Here is an 18,257-nt window from a genome sequence, read left to right on the forward strand (position 1 = left end):
TCGACCCCGCCTGGCTCGTCGCCGTCGCCAACCAGAGCCGGTCGAAGTCCCGCCCTGGTCTCGCCGTCCTTCGACTCGGCGGAAATTTGGGCGGCGACGGGCGGGCCAGGGTCAGCGGACGCCGTTGGAGTAGCCCTCGCGTACGTGCTTGTAGTTGCCCCAGCGGTTGTTGATGAAGTCCTTCTCCCAGTCGTGGACCGCGTTGTCGCGGCTGACGGACTCGAAGTGGAACAGGGTCACGTCGTGGAGCCAGACCAGGCGCAGGCCCAGTGAGCGACGCACCTTGAGGCACAGGTCGACGTCGTTGTAGTTGACCGGCAGCCGTTCGCTGAAGCCACCGGCCTCGAAGAAGACCTCGCGCCGCATCGCGACGCAGGCGCCGGTCAGCGCGGAGGTCTCCCGGTTGATGTGCAGCTCGCCGTGGTTGCCCCGCTCCTCGGGGCGGGCCCGGTAGTAGGCGTGGGTGATGGTGCCGCTGCCGTAGACCAGCCCGGCGTGCTGGATGCGGAAGTCCTCGAAGAGGAGCTTGGGGCCGGTCATCCCGACGTCCGGCTCACGCAGCGGCGCGATCAGGTTCTCGATGACGCCCTCGGAGTAGGCCTCCATGTCGTCGTTGAGGAACACCAGGACGTCACCGGTCGCGTGGGCGGCGCCGACGTTGCACTTGGCGCTGAAGCTGAACTTCTCGGTGAACTCGACGAGCTTGATGTCGGCGCCCTCGATCGCCCGCAGCGCCGCCAGCACCGGCGCCGGGGTCGGGGTGTCGTAGACGATCACGAACTCGACGTTGCGGTGCTTGGTCGAGGCGAGCACCGAGCGGACGGTCTCCACGACCATCGCGCGCTTCTCGCCCCACACGATCGCACTGGTGCCGATGGTCGGGATGATCACGCTGACCGGGGTGTCCAGGTCGGGCTCCCGCTCGACGCGGTAGAGCCCGGGCGAGACGCCGTGCGAGGCCGTGGCCCGGATCCCGAGGCGGTCGAGATGGGCCTGCACGGCGCGTACGCCGGCGTCCCATGCGTACGGCTTGGCCTGGTTGTCCGCGGCTGCGGAGCCCGGCACCTGGCGCCAGTGGTAGAGCGCGCCGGGGACGTGGACGATGCGCCGCGCGCGCTCGCTGACCCGCAGTACCAGATCGTGGTCCTGGGAGCCGTCGAAGCCCTCCTGGAAGCCGCCGACCTCCTCCACGACCGAACGGCGAAACACCGAGAAGTGGGTGCAGTAGTTGTGGTGGCGCAGCCGCTCCGGGGACCAGTCGGGCTTGTAGTAGGCGTCGCGGAGCTCCCCCGCGTCGCTCATCAGGTCCTGGTCGCTGTAGGCGTAGTCCAGGTCGTCGAACCGGTCGTAGGCGGCGACCATCTTCGCGAGGGCGTTCGGCTCGAGCACGTCGTCGTGGTCGAGCAGAGCGATCAGCTCGCCGCTCGCCTCGGCCAGGGAGGAGTTCGAGGCGGCCACGATCCCGCCGTTCTCCGCACGCTCCACGATGCGCACCCGCGGCTCCTGCGCGGCCAGCTCTCGCAGCCGTGGCAGCACCCAGGGAGCCGGCGAGCGGTCGTCGCTGAGGACCCACTCCCAGTCCTCGTGGGTCTGACCGAGAACCGACGCGATCGTGTCCTCGAAGGCATCGGCGGGCGGGTTGTAGACAGCGGTGATCAGCGATACCCGGGGCGATGGCATGGTCTCCAGCCTATGACCCTCACCGAAGGTTCGCGGGGCCCGACACGGGGCGCGCGACCGTTTGGGGGATGGTCGTCATCTCAACTTCTCAGAGGGTTCACCAAGTCTCTGAAGGGCGACGGCAGCCGCCCCGGAGGGAGGGGTGGGGCGGCTGCCGAGTCCGGCGTGGCGTACGTCAGAAGCGCAGGCGACGCAGGTAGGAGTAGCCCACCTCCGCGGTCTGGATCGGGGTGACGTCGGGGGTGTCGTTCTCCACGATGTAGTCCTCGACCTGGTGGGCGCGGAAGATCTTGGAGAAGTCGATGAAGCCGGTGCCGAGGTCGACGTGGTCGCCGGTGGCCTCGTTGCGGTCCTTGACGTGGTACTGGCGGACCTCGAGCGGGGCCCGGTCGACGACGTCGATCGCGAAGTCGATCGCCTCGTCGCTGGACATACCCAGGTTCACGCCGCCGGTGACGGCCCAGTAGAGGTCCACCTCGAGGTGGACGTACGCCGGGTCGAGCTCGCGCATGAACACGTCCCAGGGCGTGACTCCCCCACCGAGATCGGTGGTGAACTCGTGGGCGTGGTTGTGGTAGCCGTAGCGGAAGCCGCGCCGCTTGGCCGCCGCCGCCTCGTTGTTCATCTGGTCGGCCCAGGCCTGCCAGTCGGAGAGCGAGCTGGAGGCCAGGTAGGGCACGTTGAGATAGCGGACCCCGAGGGTCTCGGAGTTGTCGAACTTGGTCTCCAACGCCGCGAAGCTGCTGCTCAGCCCGTCGTGGCTGGAGTTGGAGCGGATCCCGAGCCCGTCGAGGACGCCTCGGATGTCCTCGGCGGTGCGCCCGTAGAGACCGGCCAGCTCGACGCGGTCGTAGCCGATCTGCGCCAGCTTCGTCAGCGTCGCGTCGACGCCGGCTCCGGTCATGACCGACCGCAGCGTGTAGAGCTGGATGCTGATCTTGTCGGCCGGGACCCGGCGACCGCCGTGCCCACGTCCGGAGCTGGCGGCGGCCTGTGCCGGCGCCGCCAGCGCACCGCTGACCCCGAGAGCGGCAGCACCCGCGGCGGCGCCGCGGAGGAGGGAGCGCCGGCTGAGGCCGCGCGCTTCGAGTGAGCGCTGCAGCGCACCGTCACCGTCGAATCCAAAACACATCAGGTAACTCCTTCTTCTTGGGTGTAGCAGGTCAGTCGGCGGTCGAGAACGCCGCGTCGAAGGACGCCTCGGGGGCGTCGAAGGCGAGCCGGCGGACGAACTCGAGCGCCTCGGGGGCACCGATGAGACGGTCCATGCCGGCGTCCTCCCACTCGATCGAGATGGGGCCGTCGTAGCCGATGGAGTTGAGCATCCGGAAGCACTGCTCCCACGGCACGTCGCCGTGGCCGGTGGAGACGAAGTCCCAGCCGCGGCGCGGGTCGGCCCAGGCGAGGTGGGAGCCGAGCCGGGCGTTGCGGCCGTTGCCGGTCTGCAGCTTCGTGTCCTTGCAGTCCACGTGGTAGATCCGGTCGCGGAAGTCCCACAGGAACCCGACCGGGTCGACCTGCTGCCACACCATGTGGCTGGGGTCCCAGTTGAGGCCGAACGCCTCCCGGTGGCCGATCGCCTCCAGCGTCGCGACGGTCGACCAGTAGTCGTAGGCGATCTCGGACGGGTGCACCTCGTGGGCGAAGCGCACCCCGCACTCGTCGAAGACGTCGAGGATCGGGTTCCACCGGTCGGCGAAGTCCTGGTAGCCGGCCTCGACCATCTCCTGGGAGACGGGCGGGAACATCGCGACGTACTTCCAGATCGAGGAGCCGGTGAAGCCGACGACGGTCTTGACGCCGAGGTTCTTGGCCGCCCGGGCGGTCATCTTCATTTCCTCGGCGGCCCGCTGACGTACGCCCTCGGGGTCGCCGTCGCCCCAGATCTTGGCGGGCAGGATGTCCTGGTGGCGCTGGTCGATCGGGTCGTCGCAGACCGCCTGCCCCTTGAGGTGGTTGGAGATCGCGAAGACCTGCAGGTTGTGCTTGGCCAGCAGGTCCAGCTTCGCCCGGACGTACGTCTCGTCCTCGGCGGCCTGCCAGGGATCGAGGTGGTCGCCCCAGCAGGCGATCTCGAGGCCGTCGTAGCCCCATTCGGAGGCGAGGCGGCAGACCTCCTCGAACGGCAGATCGGCCCACTGGCCGGTGAAGAGCGTGATCGGTCGGGTCATGGTTGTCCTTCCACGTGGGGTCAGAGGGTTCAGAGCAGGGAGGCGAGCAGGTCGCGGACCTCGGTGGCCTCGAACCGGTCGCGCTTGACGGAGGCGTCGGAGCAGACGAGCACCGGCCCGTGCTCGGGGTCGTCGGGCAGGCGGCCGTGGCTGCCGGAGACCGGGGCGGGATCGAGCGGCACCACGCTCATGGCGTAGCGCAGCCCGGCCGTCTTGCGGGCCAGCGTGGTGGCGGCACGCAGCTTGACCCAGCGGTCCTCGGGGTCGAGGAACAGCTCGGCGGGGTCGTAGCCGGGCTTCTTGTGGATCTCGACGCCGCGGGCGAAGTCGGGCGCGTTCGCGTCGTCGAGCCAGTAGTAATAGGTGAACCAGGCATCCGGCTCGGCCACCACGACGAGCTCGCCGGCGCGCTCGTGGTCGAGTCCGTACGCCGCCTGGCCGGCGCGGTCGAGCACCTCGGCCACACCGTCGAGACCCTGCAGCAGGTCGCGCACCCGGTCCACGTCGGCAGGGTCCTTGACGTAGACGTGGGCGATCTGGTGGTCGGCGACCGCGAAGGCCCGCGAGGTCCACGGGTCGAGGAGCTCGCCGGTGGCGTTGTGATGGACGTGCAGGAGGCCTTCGCGGCGCAGCAGCCGGTTGACGTCGACCGGCCGGGTGGCGCGGGTGATGCCGTACTCGCTGAGCAGCACGACGCGGACACCTGCGGCCTCGGCGTCGTCGAGCAGCGGCGCCAAGGTGGCGTCGACGTCGCGGGCGGCCTGGGCGGCCTGCGGGCTGTCGGGGCCGAACCGCTGCAGGTCGTAGTCGAGGTGCGGGACGTAGACCAGGGTGAGGTCGTGGTCGGGCATGACCTTGCGGGCGGCCGCGACGATCCATGCCGAGCTCTTGATCGAGGCGGTCGGCCCCCAGTAGGTGAACAGCGGGAACGGGCCGAGCTCCTCGGTGAGGGTGTCGTGGAGCTCGGGCGGCCAGGTCCAGCAGTCTGGCGACTTCTTGCCGTCGGCGTGGTAGGCCGGGCGTGGGGTGATGGTGGTGTCGACGTCGGCGCCCATGGCGTACCACCAGCAGATGTTGGCGACCTTCGCGCCGGGACGCCGTCGGCGGACGACGTCCCAGAGCTTCTCACCCTGGACCAGCGCGTTGTGCTGGCGCCACAGGAGCACCTCGCCGAGGTCGCGGAAGTACCAGCCGTTGCCGACGATGCCGTGCTCGCGCGGCAGCGCACCGGTCAGGAAGGTCGACTGGACCGAGCAGGTGACCGCGGGCAGCACGGTGCCCAGCTCGGCGGTGAACCCCGACTCCCCCACCTGCCGCACCCGCGGCATGTGCCGGAGCAGCTCGGGGGTCATCCCGACCACGTCGATGACCAGCAGCTTCTCGTTCGGGTTCTCGCTCATGCCGAAGCCTCCTGCAGCTGTTCCAGACCGGACTCGAGCAGCCGGTCGCGTGTCCAGGCCAGCTCGGCCGCGATACCCGCGACCAGGCCGGCGTCCCCGTCCGGGCGGACCTGCTCGGGCAGGACCCCCCAGGTGTAGGTCTCGACCTCGAGATGGTCGGTGTGCGCCACCGGGCCGCCGAGGAGCGCGTCGAGCGTGCCCGCGAGGTGGTCGCGGGTGCTGCGCAGCGGCGGGGCCGGGTCGGCGTGGAGAGGTACGTGGAAGTGCACCCGCCACGGATGCTCGGCCGGCAGCGGGCGATGGCCACCGAGCGCCTCGGGCAGGTCGTCGCGGCTGTCCACCCGCGCCCCGCGGGGCTCACGGGTCTGGTGGAGGAAGCGGTCCTCGGAGTAGGAGGCCAGGGCCTCCCGCGTCGCCGGGTCGCTCGGGTCGTCGGCGTGCAGGGCCGCGGAGACCTGGACCTTGACCACCGGCAGCCCGGCCACCTGCAGCCGGTCGAGCGCCTCGGTGGCGTCCTCGAACTGGGTGGCGAGGTGGCAGGTGTCGACGCAGATGCCGAGATGCTCCGGGGCGAGTCCGGCGAGCCGGGTCACCGCGTCCCGGGTGGTCTCCACGACGCAGCCCGGCTCGGGCTCGAACCCGACCCGCACCGGCCGGCCGTGCTCGGCCTCGATGCCGGCCAGCCCGTCGGCCAGCTCCACGATCAGCTCTCGGGCGGCCCGGTCCCGGTCGGTGAACCAGGGGGTGCGCCAGCCCAGCGGGAGGGTCGAGATGCTGCCGCGGGAGGCGTCGTCGGGCAGCAGCGCCGCCAGCACCCGGGCGCAGTCGAGGGTGTAGTCGAGGCGGCGCCGGGTCGACCAGTCCGGGGAGTAGACGTCACGCTTCACGACCGGGGCATGGAAACCTGCGTACGGGAAGGCGTTGAGGGTGACGACCTCCAGGCCGTGGCGGTCCAGGCCGGCGCGGAGCCGGTCGAGGGTGGCCGGGTCACCGGCGAGCTCGTGCGCGGTCGCCGCGGGCAGCCACAGACCGAGACCGAGCCGCTGTACGCCGAGCCGGGCCCGCACCTCGCCGGCGTAGCGGCGCAGCTGGTCGAGGATGCCGTCGACGTCCTCGGCCGGGTGCACGTTGCTGCAGTAGCCGAGGTGGACGACCGTGCCGTCACGGTGCCGGAACCTCATCGCTCACCGCGCAGCAGCGAGTTGCCGGCGAAGGTCGCGCCCTGCTCGGCGGCGGGTACGTCGAGCAGCAGCCGCCCGCTCTGACCGAAGAACTCCACCGGGTTGCGCCACAGGACCCGGTCCACGTCGTCCTCGGTGAAGCCGGCCGCCAGCATCGCCTCGCCGGTCGCCCGGGTGCGCAGCGGGTCGCTCTTCCCCCAGTCCGCGGCGGAGTTGACCAGCACCCGGTCGAGACCACGGCGCTGGAGGATGGCGACCATCCGGTCGGGGTCCATCTTGGTGTCGGGGTAGATCGAGAAGCCCATCCAGGCGCCCGCCTCGTCGACGACGTCGACGGTCACCTCGTTGAGGTGGTCGACGACGACCATCCCGGGCTCGATCCCGGCCGCCTCGACGAGGTCGAGCGTGCGGCGGGTCCCGGCCAGCTTGTCGCGGTGGGGCGTGTGCACCAGCGCCGGCAGCGCGAACTCGCGGGCGAGCTCCAACTGGCGGCTGAAGGCCTTCTCCTCCTCCTCGGTCATCGAGTCGAAGCCCACCTCGCCGACCGCGACGACCCCGTCCTTGGCGAGGTAGCGCGGCAGCAGGTCGAGCACAGGCGTGCAGCGCGGGTCGTTGGCCTCCTTCGGGTTGAGCGCGATCGTGCAGTGGTGGGCGATCCCGAACTGTGAGGCCCGGAACCGCTCCCAGCCGACCAGCGCGTCGAAGTAGTCGACGAACGAGTCGACGCTGGTCCGCGGCTGCCCGAGCCAGAACGCCGGCTCGACCAGGGCCTGGACGCCGGCGGCCGCCATCGCCTCGTAGTCGTCGGTCGTACGCGAGCTCATGTGGATGTGCGGGTCGAAGATGCGCATCAGGACTCCCGGATGGTCTCAGTGGGGGCGGGCAGGAAGGGCAGCGCGTCGGCGGGCACCTCGCGGCCGACCGCGCGCCGCTCGGCGGCGTAGTCGGCGACCATCCGGCGCAGCTCCTCGTCGGACCCGGCCGGCCCGTCGAGGCCGGCCACCAGACGAAGAGGTACGCCGACGAAGAGGCACTTGAGGACGGCCTGGCGCCATGCGGCGGGATCGAGACGAGCGGCGTACGTCCCCAGGGCGGCTGCCACCAGCCGCGGGTCGTTGGTGCGCAGCGCGTCGTGGAGCAGGTCGACCGCGCGGTCGCCGAGCGCATCCTCGAGGTGGCCGAGGCCGAGCAGGACCGCCCGCCGCTCGTCGGCGTCGCCGAAGCGGTAGAGGTCGTGCACCTCGGTGCTCAACGTGTCGGCGTCAGCGGCGAGACCGCGGCCGAGCGCCTGCAGCAGGCTCACGCGTACGTCGTCCTCGACCCGCTCCTCCCCCGGCTCGGTAGCCGTGCCTGGGCTGCGGCCGATCTCGCGCGCCGCAGCCGGGAAACGGGTCCGGATCCGGGTGGGCTCGGCCTCGATCTCGGCGCACCACTGGTCGAGTGCCCGCTCGTCGGCAACCGTGTTGGTCTCGACACGCTCGCTGGCGCGAGGGTCTGAACGAAGTGGCCCTCGACCGACGGGGGCATCGCTGGTCGAGCCGCCGGAGCCGCTAGGCGGAGGCGTGTCGAGACCAACACGTTCACCTTCCGAAGGCCTGCTCATGACCGCACCTCCACGGATCCGGATACCCCCGCGAGCGTGTCGCGCAGGAACGCCAGCGAGCGCTCGGCGACGACCGGGGCGGCGTGGGACTGGCGGGGCAGCTCGAGCGCGGCGAGCCCGGTGTAGCCGATCTCGACGAGGGTGCCGAGCGCGGCGACGAAGTCGACCTCGCCGGTGCCCAGCTCCAGGTGCTCGTGGACGCCTTCGACCATGTCGTCGACCTGCACGTTGGCCAGCAGCGGACCGGCCCGGCGGATGGTCTCGGCCATCCCCCGCGGCTCGTTGCAGACCACATGACCGAGGTCGAGGGTGACCCGCAGCAGCTCCGGGTCGTCGAGGCGCCGGCGCAGCTCGAGCACGGCGTCGAGGGTGTCGACGAAGTGCCCGGGCTCGGGCTCGACGGCGCACACGACACCGCGGCGGCTCGCCAGGTCGAGGACCTGCCACACCCCGTCGCACAGGCGTCCCCAGGCCCGGTCCGCGTCCACGCCGTCGGGCAGGCTGCCCGACCAGAAGGAGACCGCCTCGGCGCCGAGGTCGGCGGCCACCTCGACGGCCCGGTGCAGATAGTCGACGCGACGGCTCGCCTCGGGGCCGGGGTGGAGCAGGGTCGGGTGGTGCTTGCGGAGCGGGTCGAGGATGTAGCGGGCACCCGTCTCGACGACGACCGACAGCCCGAGCTCGTCCAGCCGGCGGCCGATCTGGGCGACGCGGCTCGCCAGGTTCGGCCGATAGGGGTCCAGGTGGAGGTGGTCGAGGGTCAGGGCGACCCCGTCGTAGCCCAGGTCGGCCAGGACGCTGAGCGCGTCCTCGAGCCGGTGGCTGTGCATGCCGTTGGTGCCGTAGCCGAACCGCAAGGTGCTCGTCGTGCTCATGTCGGTGACACCACCTTCGAGGCGGCCTTGACGATCGGGCCGGCGGCCAGCAGCGCGACCGCGGCCAGCGGCGAGCGACGGGCGACGAGCGCGGCCTGGAGCGGGATCATGCCGCGGATCCCGGCGCCGGTGGCCCGCCGGACCGTACCGGCATCCGGCGAGGAGACCGCGGCGAGCTGCGCGGAGCCGACGCTGTGTGCGTACGTCGCGGCGAGGGCGACCGGGAGCGCCGCCCGTCCGTGGCCGGCGGCCGCGGCAGCGGTCGCGACCGTGACGCCACCGGCGAGGCTCGCGGTGAGGGGCCGGGTGCCGTGGACCTCACCCCGGCTGAGCAGGGTGACCCCGGCGGTGTGGGCGGCGAGGAGACCGGCCGGCACCAGCCCGGCCCGCGTACGTCCGCTCGCGCTGGCCCCGAGGAGCACGTCGAGGCCTCGGGCCGCGGCCATCGCGACCGGCCCGGCCGCGGTGTCCTTGAGGACGGTGTCATAGGCCCACACCGTCCCGGCCAGCGCCGCCGCCGTCACCGCGGCCGGACGCCCTCCGGCGAGAGCGGCCAGGCCGACACCGGCCGCGGTCAGCCCGACGGCCACCCCCAGCGCCTGCCGCGGGCCGACCCGGCCCGACGGGATCGGCCGCTCGGGGCGCTCGACGGCGTCGAGGTCGCGGTCGGCCCAGTCGTTGAGCGCCATCCCGGCCCAGTAGAGCGCCACCGAGGCAGCCGGCATCGCCACCGCGCGGGCCCCCAGCGGACCGGCCGCGGCCGCACCGGCCAGGGTGTCGCCCGGGACGGTGAGGGCCGCCGGCAGCCGGACCAGCTCGGCGAAGGCTCGGGCACGAGACGTCATGCGCCCACCCGGCCGACCCGGTCGCACCATGCGATCAGCTCTTCCCACTGCGTACCGAGTCGGTGCTCGGTGGAGCCCGCCGGGTCCTTGAAGAAGAACCCGAACGGAAGCGGTCCCGACTCCCCCACCTCGACGGCCCGCAGGACGAGCCGGGCCAGGTCGAGCACCAGAGGCGCCGCCAGCGCCGAGTCGCAGCCGCTCCAGGTGAACTGCAGCGACATCCGCACCCCGAGGAAACCCTCGAAGGAGACGTGGTCGATGGCGGTCTTCCAGTCGCCGTGGTCGGGGACGTAGTCGATGTGCATCGGCCCCTCCACCGGGTGACCGAGCATCGCCTCCAGCCCCTGGGCCTTGGTGGCGAGCTTGCTCTGCGCGTTGGCCGGGTCGGCGAGCGTGGCGCCGTCCCCGCCTCCGAGCATGTTGTACGAAGCCCAGGCGTTGACCTGCAGCGCCCGCGTCGAGAACATCGGCGCCAGCGCCGACTTCAGCAGCGTCTCCCCGGTCTTGCCGTCCGAGCCCGCCCAGGGGAGCCCGGCCCGCTCGGCGAGCGTGACGAGCACGGGCAGCCGCGGCCCGGGACTGGGCGTGAACGAGACCACCGGGCAGCCGGCCCGATAGGCCGCCAGGACGTAGACGGAGCTGGCTGGCAGCGGCGACTCCCCCGCGGCCAGCGCGGCGTCGAGGGCGTCGGGGTCGGCGAGCGGCCCGCCGGCCACGATCTCGGCCGGCGGCTCGGTGCTCGCCACGTCCACCACGACCACGCGCTCGAGCCGGTGCTCCTCGCGGAAGGCCACGAGGTCGGCGGTCAACCGCTCGACCGCGACACCTTGCGGCTCGGTCCCCGCCGGGTCATAGCCCGTACGCAGCCGCCCCTCGACCTCCTCCAGCTCGGACGCGATCGCCGGCAGGATCCCGGCGGGGACGACCCCGCCCGCGGCGAGCCGCTCGGCCCGCTTGGCCAGGTGCTCACCCGCCAGATCGTGTCCGCCGATCACCAGGTCGTCGAGGGAGGGCAGCCCGGCAGCGGCGATCTCAGGCTGTTCAGCGACCAGCCCTACCCGCCCGGCGAGCCCTGCCCGGACGGCCAGCGCGCCGACCGTCGTCGTGACCCCCACCGAGCCGCAGGCGCCGACCAACCAGAGCCCGACCCGCCCGCTCATCGGTCTCCCTCGCAGCGGAACCGCGCGACCCCGGCGACCATCTGGATGCCGCCGAGCACGTGGGAGAGGAACTCCGGCTCGGTGAACGACTCCGAGGTGTGGCCCATGCCGGTGTAGAAGGCCCGGCCGCCGTCGTAGCGGTGGCACCAGGCGATCGGGTGCGGGTTTCCCATGGCGAACGGGCCCGGGTCGTAGCTGCGCTCGTCGAGGTCGGCGAGGACCCGGATCGAGTCGGCCGGACGGTCGCGGAAGCTGTACCACTCGTCCCAGCGTGTCCACCGCTTCGGCAGCCCCGCGGTCGCCGCGGTGTTGTGCCCGTGCACCTTCACCGTCGCGGTCTGCTGGGCGGGGTGACCGGCGAAGTAGGCACCGACGAGGCCGCCGTACCAGGGCCAGTCGTACTCGGTGTCGGAGGCTGCGTGGACCCCCACATAGCCCCCACCGTGCTGGATGTAGCGCTCGAACGCCGCCTGCTGCCCGGCATCCAGCACATCGCCGGTGGTGGAGAGCCACAGCACCGCCTCGTACGCCGCCAGGTCGGTGTCGTTGAACACCGCCGGGTCCTCGGTGGCGGTCACAGTGAAGCCGTTCTCGGCCCCCAGCCTCTGGATCGCCGCGATGCCGTCAGGGATGGAGCCGTGCCGGAACCCGGCGGTCTTGGAGAACACCAGGACGTCGTACGGCCGCGCCTCCCCGCCCCCGCCGGGGCGGTCGGCGCTCGCGGCCGGTGACAGGCCCGGGGCCATGGCGGCCACCGCCACCAGCCCGATCGCCGCGATGAGTGTCCGGAACCTTCTTGATCCGTGCTTCATGATGCGTATCCCTTCTGTGCTCAACGGTCTGAACAGGCTGGAATCGGCCGAGCGGCCCCGGGTGGGTCAGGTGGGAATCTCCTGCCACGTCCTGGTGTCGGAGCTGGTCTCGACCGCGGCGAGGACCCGCTGCACCTGGAGCCCGTCGGCGAACGTCGGCTCCGGCTCGGCACCCTCGCCGAGCGCCCGGACGAGGTCGACGACCTGGTGGGTGAAGCCGTGCTCGTAGCCGAGGCCGTGGCCCGGGGGCCACCAGCCGGCCACCCACGGGTGCTCGGGCTCGGTGACCACGATCCGGCGGAAGCCGCCCTCGGCGTCCGGGATGGTCCCGTCGTGGAAGTGCAGGACGTTCATGTCCTCGAAGTCGAAGGCCAGGCTGCCCTTCGACCCGTTGATCTCGATCCGGATCGCGTTCTTGCGGCCGGTGGCGAAGCGGGTCGCCTCGAAGGAGCCGACCGCTCCCCCGGCGAAGCGCGCCAGGAAGAGCGCGGCGTCGTCGACGGTGACCGGGCCGCGATCGGCCCCGGCGGTGGCGGAGAGCCCGGAGGAGCTCTCGGCGACGGGGCGCTCCTTGACGAACGTCTCCAGCATCCCGGAGACCTCCAGGATCCGGTCGCCGGTGATGTGCTGGGTCAGGTCGATGATGTGGGCACCGATGTCGCCGAGCGCGCCCGAGCCGGCCTTGGCCTTGTCCAGACGCCAGCTCAGCGGGGCCTCGGGGTCGGCCAGCCAGTCCTGGAGGTACTGCGCACGCACATGGTGGAGCTCCCCGAGGCGACCGTCGGCGACCAGCTTCCGGGCCAGCGCGATCGCGGGCACCCGGCGGTAGGTGAACCCCACCATCGCCCGTACGCCTCGTTCCGCGGCCACCGCGGCGGCCGCGGCCATCCGCTCGGCCTCGGCCACGCTGTTGGCCAGCGGCTTCTCGCACAGCACGTGCTTGCCGGCCTCGAGCGCGGCGATCGCGATCTCGGCGTGGGTGTCGCCGGGCGTGCACACGTCGACCAGGTCGACGTCGTCGCGGGCGATCACGTCGCGCCAGTCGGTGACGCTCTCCTCCCAGCCGAACCGGGCCGCGGCCTCGGCCACGCGAGTCGCGTCACGGCCGCAGAGGACCTGCATCCGCGGGGTCAGGGGAAGGTCGAAGAAGCGGTGGGCACTGCGCCAGGCGTGGGAGTGGACGGCACCCATGAAGGCGTAGCCGATCATCCCCACACCGAGCGTGGCTTTCTGCTCGGTCATCGGAACTCGATCCTGTGTTTCGGTGGTGTCGCTCCGCGCCCGAGCGCGGAGCGACCTTGCGGTCTGGCTCTACCTGGCCCTGCTTGGCCTGTCGGGCCGGTCAGGACTCGAAGGCCGTGGGCAGGAACTCGTCCACGTTCTCCTTGGTGACGACCGGCGCGTCCAGCTGGATGGTGCGCGGCACGGTCACCTCGACCAGGTCGGACATGGCCTTGTCCTGCGCCAGGAGCCGGGCGAGCTTGATGCCGTCGGCGGCCTGGGTGGAGGGGTAGATGACCGTCGCCTTGAGGACGCCCTTGTCCGACTCGATCTCGCGCATCGCGTTGGCCGAGCCGGCGCCGCCGACCATGGTGAACTCGTCGCGGCCGGCGTTGTTGATCGCCGCCAGGACGCCGACGCCCTGGTCGTCGTCGTGGTTCCACAGGAGGTCGATCTTCGGCGCGGCCTGGAGCAGGTTGGAGGCCGCCTTCTCGCCGCCCTCGACGGTGAAGTCGGCGGCGACCCGGTTGTCGACGTCGAGGCCACACTTACCCAGCGCGTCCTTGAAGCCCTGGCTGCGGTCCTGGGTCAGGGGAAGCGAGTCGATGCCGGCGATCTCGGCGACGACGGCGTCCGTCTTGCCGTCGGCCTGCCCACAGACGTACTCACCGGCCGAGACACCCATGCCGTAGTTGTCGCCGAGCACGGTGACCCGGGCGGCGTTGGGGTCGTTGAACTCGCGGTCGACGTTGATGACCGGGATGCCGGCCTCCATCGCCTTGAGCGCGACCGGCGTCATCGCGGCGCCGTCGAAGGGCAGCAGCACGATGGCGTCGACCTTGTCGTTGATGAAGGTCTCGACCTGGCTGATCTGCAGGCTGACGTCGTTGGTGCCCTCGGCCAGGCGCAGGTCGACGTCCTCGTAGGCATCGGCGGCCGCCTTGGCCTGGTCGCTGATCGCACCCATCCAGCCGTGGTCGGCGGCGGGGGCCGAGAAGCCGATGACGACGGTGTCGCCCTTCTCGTCGTTGGAGCCGGCCTCGGCGTTGGAGGTGCCACCGACGTTCTCGGACTTCTCGGGCGTGTTGCTGATGCAGGCGGAGAGGGCGAGCACCGAGAGGCCGGCGACGACGATTCTTGCTGTGGACTTCAGTTTCATGGGAAGTGCTCCTAGATCGTTCGAGGGTGGAGAAGGGTTGAGTCCGAGAGCCGAGGACGTAGGCCGGTCATGACCCGGGCTGTCGTGAGAACCGCTTCTGCAGCAGCACGGCAGCGATGATGATCAGGCCCTTGGTGAAGGCCTGAGCGGAGATCGAGAGGTTGTTGATCACGAACACGTTGGTGAGGGTCGTGAAGATCAGCACCCCGAAGACGGTGCCGACGATGGTGCCGCGACCGCCGGCGAGCAGCGTGCCGCCGATGACGACCGCCGCGATGGCGTCGAGCTCGTAGAGCTGGCCGTGGGTCGCGCTGCCGGTCGTGGTGCGGCTGACCAGCATCACCGCGGCGATGCCGCAGCAGAGGCCGACGAGCACGTAGAGGAGCACCGTGTGGCGGCGTACGTTGATGCCGGCGAGGCGCGAGGCCTCCGGGTTGCCGCCGATGGCCAGGGTGCGCCGGCCGAAGGTGGTGCGGTTGAGCAGGACCCAGCCGATCACGGCCACGACGACGAAGATCCAGACCAGGACCGAGATGCCGAGCACGTCGCGGGAGAACGCGTCGGTGAAGCCCGGCACGCTGAGGATCTGGGTCTTGCGCGCCGAGATGATCTCGGCCAGACCGCGGGCGCTGGCCATCATCGCGAGCGTGGCGATGAACGGCACCACCCCGCCGTACGCCACCAGCAGCCCGTTGATCAGCCCGGCGCCCGCGCCGACCAGGAGGGCGGTGGTGACGATGAAGATCCAGTGGAAGTCGTTGGCCATCGCCTGGGTGGACAACGTCGTGCACCAGACCGAGGAGAGCGCGACCAGCGCACCCACCGAGAGGTCGATCCCGCCGCCGGTGATGACGAACGTCATCCCGATGCTGACCACCCCGATCACCGCGGCGAGGCGCAGGATCGTCATCACGTTGTCGACCGAGGCGAACCGCTCGCCACCGGAGACGACGCCGACCAGGGCCAGCAGCGCCAGCGCCAGGACCAGGCCGAGGTTGTGGCCCGCCCCGCTTCGCAGCAGCCGGCCGACGCCACCGGGATCGGCCCGGCGGGCCGCTTCCTTCTCGACCCGAGCCGTGTCCCCCTGGGCCACAGCAGCGTTCGTGGGCGTGTCGCTCATGCCGCCACCTCCGTAGGGCAAATCTGAGAATACGGACGCGGCGGCCTGAGGCTTGTTGCCGCTCGCTTGCGCTCGCTCATGCGACCTCTCCTTCCATCACGAGGTCCAGGACCTTCGACTCGTCGATCTCGGTGGCGGGTCCCTCGTGGACGACGGAGCCCTCGCTGATGACGAGGACCCGGTCGGCGAGACCGAGCACCTCCTCCACCTCGCTGGACACCACGACCACGGCGACACCTTCGTCGGCCAGGCGGCGGACGAGGTTGTAGATCTCGGTGCGCGCCCCGACGTCGACGCCCCGGGTGGGCTCGTCGAGGAGCAGCACCTTGCAGTCGCGCAACAGCCACCGGGCGAGCACGACCTTCTGCTGGTTGCCGCCCGACAGGTTGCGGACCGGCCGGTCCACCCCGGCCGGACGTACGTCGAGCGAGCGGCTGAGCTCCTCGGCGGCGCGGCGCTCGGCGCCGCTGTCGAGGAAGCTGGCCTTGGAGAACCTGCTCAGCGACGAGACGGTCACGTTGCGGTAGACCGCCTGGTCGAGCAGCAGCCCCTGGCTCTTGCGCTCCTCCGGAGCCAGGCCCACCCCGGCCGCGACCGCGGCGCGGACCGAGCCACGGCGCAGCCGGCGACCGTTGATGGTGACCGTGCCCGTGGTCGAGCGGCGGGCACCGTAGATGGTCTCCAGGATCTCCGAGCGACCGGAGCCGACCAGGCCGGCCAGCCCGACGATCTCACCGGCGTGGACGCGCAGGTCGACGTCGTGGAAGCGGTCGCCGGACAGGCCGCTGGCCTCGAGCACCGGCGCCGCGTCCCGAGCGGGGCGCGTCGCGGGGCGCTCGGGGAAGACGTACTCGATCTCGCGGCCGGTCATCAGCGTGATCAGCTCGCGGGTGGGGGTGTCCTCGACCGAGAGGCCGGTGGCCACCGTGCGGCCGTCCTTGAGGACCGTGATCCGGTCGCCGATCTGGCGGATCTCCTCGAGGCGGTGGGAGATGTAGATGATCGCGACGCCCTCCGCGGTGAGGCCGCGCATCACCCGGAAGAGGTTGTCCACCTCCTCCTGGTCGAGGACCGCCGACGGCTCGTCGAGGATGAGCAGGCGGGTGTCGTGGGACAGCGCCCGCGCCATGCTGACGATCTGCTGCCCGGCCGGCGAGAGGTCGCCGACCAGGCGGTTCGGGTCGACCTCGCTGTGACCGAGCCGGTCCAGGAGCGTACGCACCCGCTGGGTCGCCTCGGCGCGGCGGCTGAACCCGGCGGTGGCGAGCTCGTGGCCGAGGAAGATGTTCTCGGTCACGGTGAGCCCGGGCACCAGGTCGAGCTCCTGGTAGATCGTCGAGATGCCGCGCTTCATGGCAGCGACCGGCGTGGTCAGCCGGACCGGCTCGCCCTCCCAGAGGATCTCTCCCTCGTCGGGCTGGTACGCCGCCGAGAGCACCTTGATGAGGGTCGACTTGCCGGCGCCGTTCTGCCCGAGCAGGCAGTGCACCTCTCCCGGGCGGACGTCGAGGTCCACGCCGCCGAGGGCGAGCACGCCGGGGAACCGCTTCACGATCCCGGTCATCTGGAGCAGTACGTCACCCCCGTCTGCGCTGACGGCGGGGCCGTCCGGCGACGGCTTCGGGGTCTGGGTCATCGGGTTCCTCCGTGCAGTTCGGGCAGGTCGGCGAGGACGGTGGGGTCGGAGAGCACCGGCTCCAGGGAGACCAGTGCGCCGCCGCGGACCGCGGCGGTCGGGCCGAAGGCCGAGATCGCGACCCGGGTGCCGCCGGCACGCGGGGCGAGGACGTCGGCGGCGAGCCGTGCCTCGACGGCCGGGCGCAGCCACTCGCCGAGCACGGCGAAGTAGCCGCTGAGCACGACGGTGCCGGGGTTGAGCGTGTTGACCAGGACGGCGGCGCCGGTGCCGAGCCAGGTCCCGACCTCGTCCAGCGCCGCCAGGGTGCGGCCGTCGGCGAGGCGGGCCCGCTCGACCAGGGTGGCGAGCCGCTCCTCCAGGGTCAGCACGGGGTCACGTACCGGATCGTCGGAGTCGGTGGCCGCCTCGAGCAGCGCCCGCAGGCCGACCACGGTCTCCCAGCAGCCGGTGCGGCCGCAGCCGCAGAGGCGGCCGCGAGGGTCGACCGGGAGGTGGCCGATCTCCCCGGCCCAGCCGTGCCGTCCCGGGGCCACCCGGCCACCGCTGACGACCGCGCCGCCCAGGCCGACCTCGCCGTAGAGCACCACCATGTCGGCGCGGTCGGCGTCGGCGGGGTCCAGCTCGGCGGTGGCGGCCAGGGTGGCCTCGTTGGCCAGGCGCACCGGCGGCACCGGACGCCCCGGCTCAGCCGTGGCGGTCAGCCGGAGGCGTACGTCCTCGGCGGCGTCGATGTCGCGCCAGCCGAGGTTGGGGGCGAGGGTGACCCGCTGCGTGGCGGTGTCGACGAGGCCGGCGACGCCGACGGTGATGCCCGCGACGGCGACACCGGCGGTACGTGCCTCGGCGAGCGCGTCGGCGACGAGACCGGCGAGCTCGGCCAGCACGCCCTCGGGCGGAAGCCTCCGGCCGTCGATGCCGCGGCGGAACTCGGCGATCACCGACCCGGCCAGGTCGACGGCCACGACGGCGAGGTGGTCGACGTTGATCTCCGCGCCCACCCCGCAGACCGAGCCGCCGACGATCCGGACCTGGACGCCGGGGCGGCCGGCGCCGCGGCGACCGGCGTCCTCGCAGGAGACCAGCCCGAGCTCGGCGAGCTCGTCGACCAGCCCGGTCGCGACGGTGCGGGTCAGTCCGGTCTCCTCGGCCAGGCGGCCTCGCGAGCGCGGCCCGCGCTCGCGCAGCGAGCGCAGGAGCAGCCCCATCCGCGCGCTCCGTACGGCGGCCGGGTCGGCGGTGGCGGAGACCCGCACGGTGATGTCTGCGTCGCGCACGGTCGCCTCCTGTCCCGGCTCATGGGGATCACCCATCACAGACAGCCTGTGATGGCAGTCACAGAATTCCGTGACCGAGAGACAAACTAGTGACCCGACTCACGTTGTACAACCCTT

16 protein-coding genes are annotated in these 18,257 nt (G+C 71.8%); all 16 read right to left on the minus strand.

The features are described 5' to 3' along the window. Positions 1-111: 111 nt before the first annotated feature. Positions 112-1,680 carry a glycosyltransferase gene (locus ABZ796_RS09740; protein WP_357336500.1) on the minus strand — a complete coding sequence of 523 codons (1,569 nt, stop codon included), beginning with the start codon at positions 1,678-1,680 and terminating at the stop codon, positions 112-114. Between the two features lie 175 nt (positions 1,681-1,855). Further along, positions 1,856-2,812 (minus strand): sugar phosphate isomerase/epimerase, encoded by a 957-nt coding sequence (locus ABZ796_RS09745; protein WP_357336501.1) that lies wholly within the window; start codon positions 2,810-2,812, stop codon positions 1,856-1,858. A 31-nt stretch (positions 2,813-2,843) separates the two neighbouring features. Further along, on the minus strand, positions 2,844-3,851 hold the full coding sequence (locus tag ABZ796_RS09750; protein WP_357336502.1) for a sugar phosphate isomerase/epimerase family protein: 1,008 nt from the start codon (positions 3,849-3,851) through the stop codon (positions 2,844-2,846). Positions 3,852-3,880: 29 nt separating this feature from the next. Beyond that, complete coding sequence (locus ABZ796_RS09755; RefSeq protein ID WP_357336503.1) at positions 3,881-5,251, minus strand: nucleotide pyrophosphatase/phosphodiesterase family protein; 1,371 nt, start codon at positions 5,249-5,251, stop codon at positions 3,881-3,883. Next, a complete protein-coding gene (gene eboE, locus ABZ796_RS09760) occupies positions 5,248-6,432 on the minus strand; it encodes a metabolite traffic protein EboE (protein ID WP_357336504.1) in 1,185 nt (394 codons plus the stop codon). The genes ABZ796_RS09755 and eboE overlap by 4 nt, the downstream gene beginning before the upstream one ends. After that, positions 6,429-7,283 carry a TatD family hydrolase gene (locus tag ABZ796_RS09765; RefSeq protein ID WP_357336505.1) on the minus strand — a complete coding sequence of 285 codons (855 nt, stop codon included), beginning with the start codon at positions 7,281-7,283 and terminating at the stop codon, positions 6,429-6,431. The genes eboE and ABZ796_RS09765 overlap by 4 nt, the downstream gene beginning before the upstream one ends. Then, on the minus strand, positions 7,283-8,035 hold the full coding sequence (locus ABZ796_RS09770) for an EboA domain-containing protein (RefSeq protein WP_357336506.1): 753 nt from the start codon (positions 8,033-8,035) through the stop codon (positions 7,283-7,285). Before ABZ796_RS09770 ends, ABZ796_RS09765 begins: the two co-directional genes overlap by 1 nt. After that, positions 8,032-8,910: a sugar phosphate isomerase/epimerase family protein gene (locus tag ABZ796_RS09775; RefSeq protein WP_357336508.1), complete on the minus strand. Its 879-nt coding sequence runs from the start codon at positions 8,908-8,910 to the stop codon at positions 8,032-8,034. The genes ABZ796_RS09770 and ABZ796_RS09775 overlap by 4 nt, the downstream gene beginning before the upstream one ends. Continuing rightward, positions 8,907-9,755: an SCO3242 family prenyltransferase gene (locus ABZ796_RS09780; RefSeq protein WP_357336509.1), complete on the minus strand. Its 849-nt coding sequence runs from the start codon at positions 9,753-9,755 to the stop codon at positions 8,907-8,909. The genes ABZ796_RS09775 and ABZ796_RS09780 overlap by 4 nt, the downstream gene beginning before the upstream one ends. Then, complete coding sequence (locus tag ABZ796_RS09785; protein ID WP_357336511.1) at positions 9,752-10,915, minus strand: inositol-3-phosphate synthase; 1,164 nt, start codon at positions 10,913-10,915, stop codon at positions 9,752-9,754. The genes ABZ796_RS09780 and ABZ796_RS09785 overlap by 4 nt, the downstream gene beginning before the upstream one ends. Next, complete coding sequence (locus tag ABZ796_RS09790; RefSeq protein WP_357336512.1) at positions 10,912-11,727, minus strand: ThuA domain-containing protein; 816 nt, start codon at positions 11,725-11,727, stop codon at positions 10,912-10,914. Before ABZ796_RS09790 ends, ABZ796_RS09785 begins: the two co-directional genes overlap by 4 nt. A 66-nt stretch (positions 11,728-11,793) precedes the next feature. Next, positions 11,794-12,969: a Gfo/Idh/MocA family oxidoreductase gene (locus tag ABZ796_RS09795; RefSeq protein ID WP_357336513.1), complete on the minus strand. Its 1,176-nt coding sequence runs from the start codon at positions 12,967-12,969 to the stop codon at positions 11,794-11,796. Between the two features lie 100 nt (positions 12,970-13,069). Further along, on the minus strand, positions 13,070-14,107 hold the full coding sequence (locus ABZ796_RS09800; protein WP_357336514.1) for a substrate-binding domain-containing protein: 1,038 nt from the start codon (positions 14,105-14,107) through the stop codon (positions 13,070-13,072). 67 nt (positions 14,108-14,174) lie between these two features. Then, positions 14,175-15,227 (minus strand): ABC transporter permease, encoded by a 1,053-nt coding sequence (locus tag ABZ796_RS09805; protein WP_357336515.1) that lies wholly within the window; start codon positions 15,225-15,227, stop codon positions 14,175-14,177. 76 nt (positions 15,228-15,303) lie between these two features. Continuing rightward, the gene (locus ABZ796_RS09810) at positions 15,304-16,863 is read right to left on the minus strand and encodes a sugar ABC transporter ATP-binding protein (RefSeq protein ID WP_357336516.1); all 1,560 of its coding nucleotides are present in this window, start codon (positions 16,861-16,863) and stop codon (positions 15,304-15,306) included. Next, on the minus strand, positions 16,860-18,176 hold the full coding sequence (locus tag ABZ796_RS09815; protein ID WP_357336518.1) for an ROK family protein: 1,317 nt from the start codon (positions 18,174-18,176) through the stop codon (positions 16,860-16,862). Before ABZ796_RS09815 ends, ABZ796_RS09810 begins: the two co-directional genes overlap by 4 nt. Positions 18,177-18,257: the final 81 nt, after the last annotated feature.

The organism is Nocardioides sp. NPDC047086 (assembly GCF_040643685.1).
Classification (GTDB): Bacteria; Actinomycetota; Actinomycetes; order Propionibacteriales; family Nocardioidaceae; genus Nocardioides.

Excerpts from the sequence above, each read along its gene's own strand:
- ABZ796_RS09740 (WP_357336500.1), bottom strand. The coding sequence starts at position 1,680 with ATGCCATCGCCCCGGGTATCGCTGATCACCGCTGTCTACAACCCGCCC.
- ABZ796_RS09745 (WP_357336501.1), bottom strand. The coding sequence starts at position 2,812 with ATGTGTTTTGGATTCGACGGTGACGGTGCGCTGCAGCGCTCACTCGAA.
- ABZ796_RS09750 (WP_357336502.1), bottom strand. The coding sequence starts at position 3,851 with ATGACCCGACCGATCACGCTCTTCACCGGCCAGTGGGCCGATCTGCCG.
- ABZ796_RS09755 (WP_357336503.1), bottom strand. The coding sequence starts at position 5,251 with ATGAGCGAGAACCCGAACGAGAAGCTGCTGGTCATCGACGTGGTCGGG.
- eboE (WP_357336504.1), bottom strand. The coding sequence starts at position 6,432 with ATGAGGTTCCGGCACCGTGACGGCACGGTCGTCCACCTCGGCTACTGC.
- ABZ796_RS09765 (WP_357336505.1), bottom strand. The coding sequence starts at position 7,283 with ATGCGCATCTTCGACCCGCACATCCACATGAGCTCGCGTACGACCGAC.
- ABZ796_RS09770 (WP_357336506.1), bottom strand. The coding sequence starts at position 8,035 with ATGAGCAGGCCTTCGGAAGGTGAACGTGTTGGTCTCGACACGCCTCCG.
- ABZ796_RS09775 (WP_357336508.1), bottom strand. The coding sequence starts at position 8,910 with ATGAGCACGACGAGCACCTTGCGGTTCGGCTACGGCACCAACGGCATG.
- ABZ796_RS09780 (WP_357336509.1), bottom strand. The coding sequence starts at position 9,755 with ATGACGTCTCGTGCCCGAGCCTTCGCCGAGCTGGTCCGGCTGCCGGCG.
- ABZ796_RS09785 (WP_357336511.1), bottom strand. The coding sequence starts at position 10,915 with ATGAGCGGGCGGGTCGGGCTCTGGTTGGTCGGCGCCTGCGGCTCGGTG.
- ABZ796_RS09790 (WP_357336512.1), bottom strand. The coding sequence starts at position 11,727 with ATGAAGCACGGATCAAGAAGGTTCCGGACACTCATCGCGGCGATCGGG.
- ABZ796_RS09795 (WP_357336513.1), bottom strand. The coding sequence starts at position 12,969 with ATGACCGAGCAGAAAGCCACGCTCGGTGTGGGGATGATCGGCTACGCC.
- ABZ796_RS09800 (WP_357336514.1), bottom strand. The coding sequence starts at position 14,107 with ATGAAACTGAAGTCCACAGCAAGAATCGTCGTCGCCGGCCTCTCGGTG.
- ABZ796_RS09805 (WP_357336515.1), bottom strand. The coding sequence starts at position 15,227 with ATGAGCGACACGCCCACGAACGCTGCTGTGGCCCAGGGGGACACGGCT.
- ABZ796_RS09810 (WP_357336516.1), bottom strand. The coding sequence starts at position 16,863 with ATGACCCAGACCCCGAAGCCGTCGCCGGACGGCCCCGCCGTCAGCGCA.
- ABZ796_RS09815 (WP_357336518.1), bottom strand. The coding sequence starts at position 18,176 with ATGGGTGATCCCCATGAGCCGGGACAGGAGGCGACCGTGCGCGACGCA.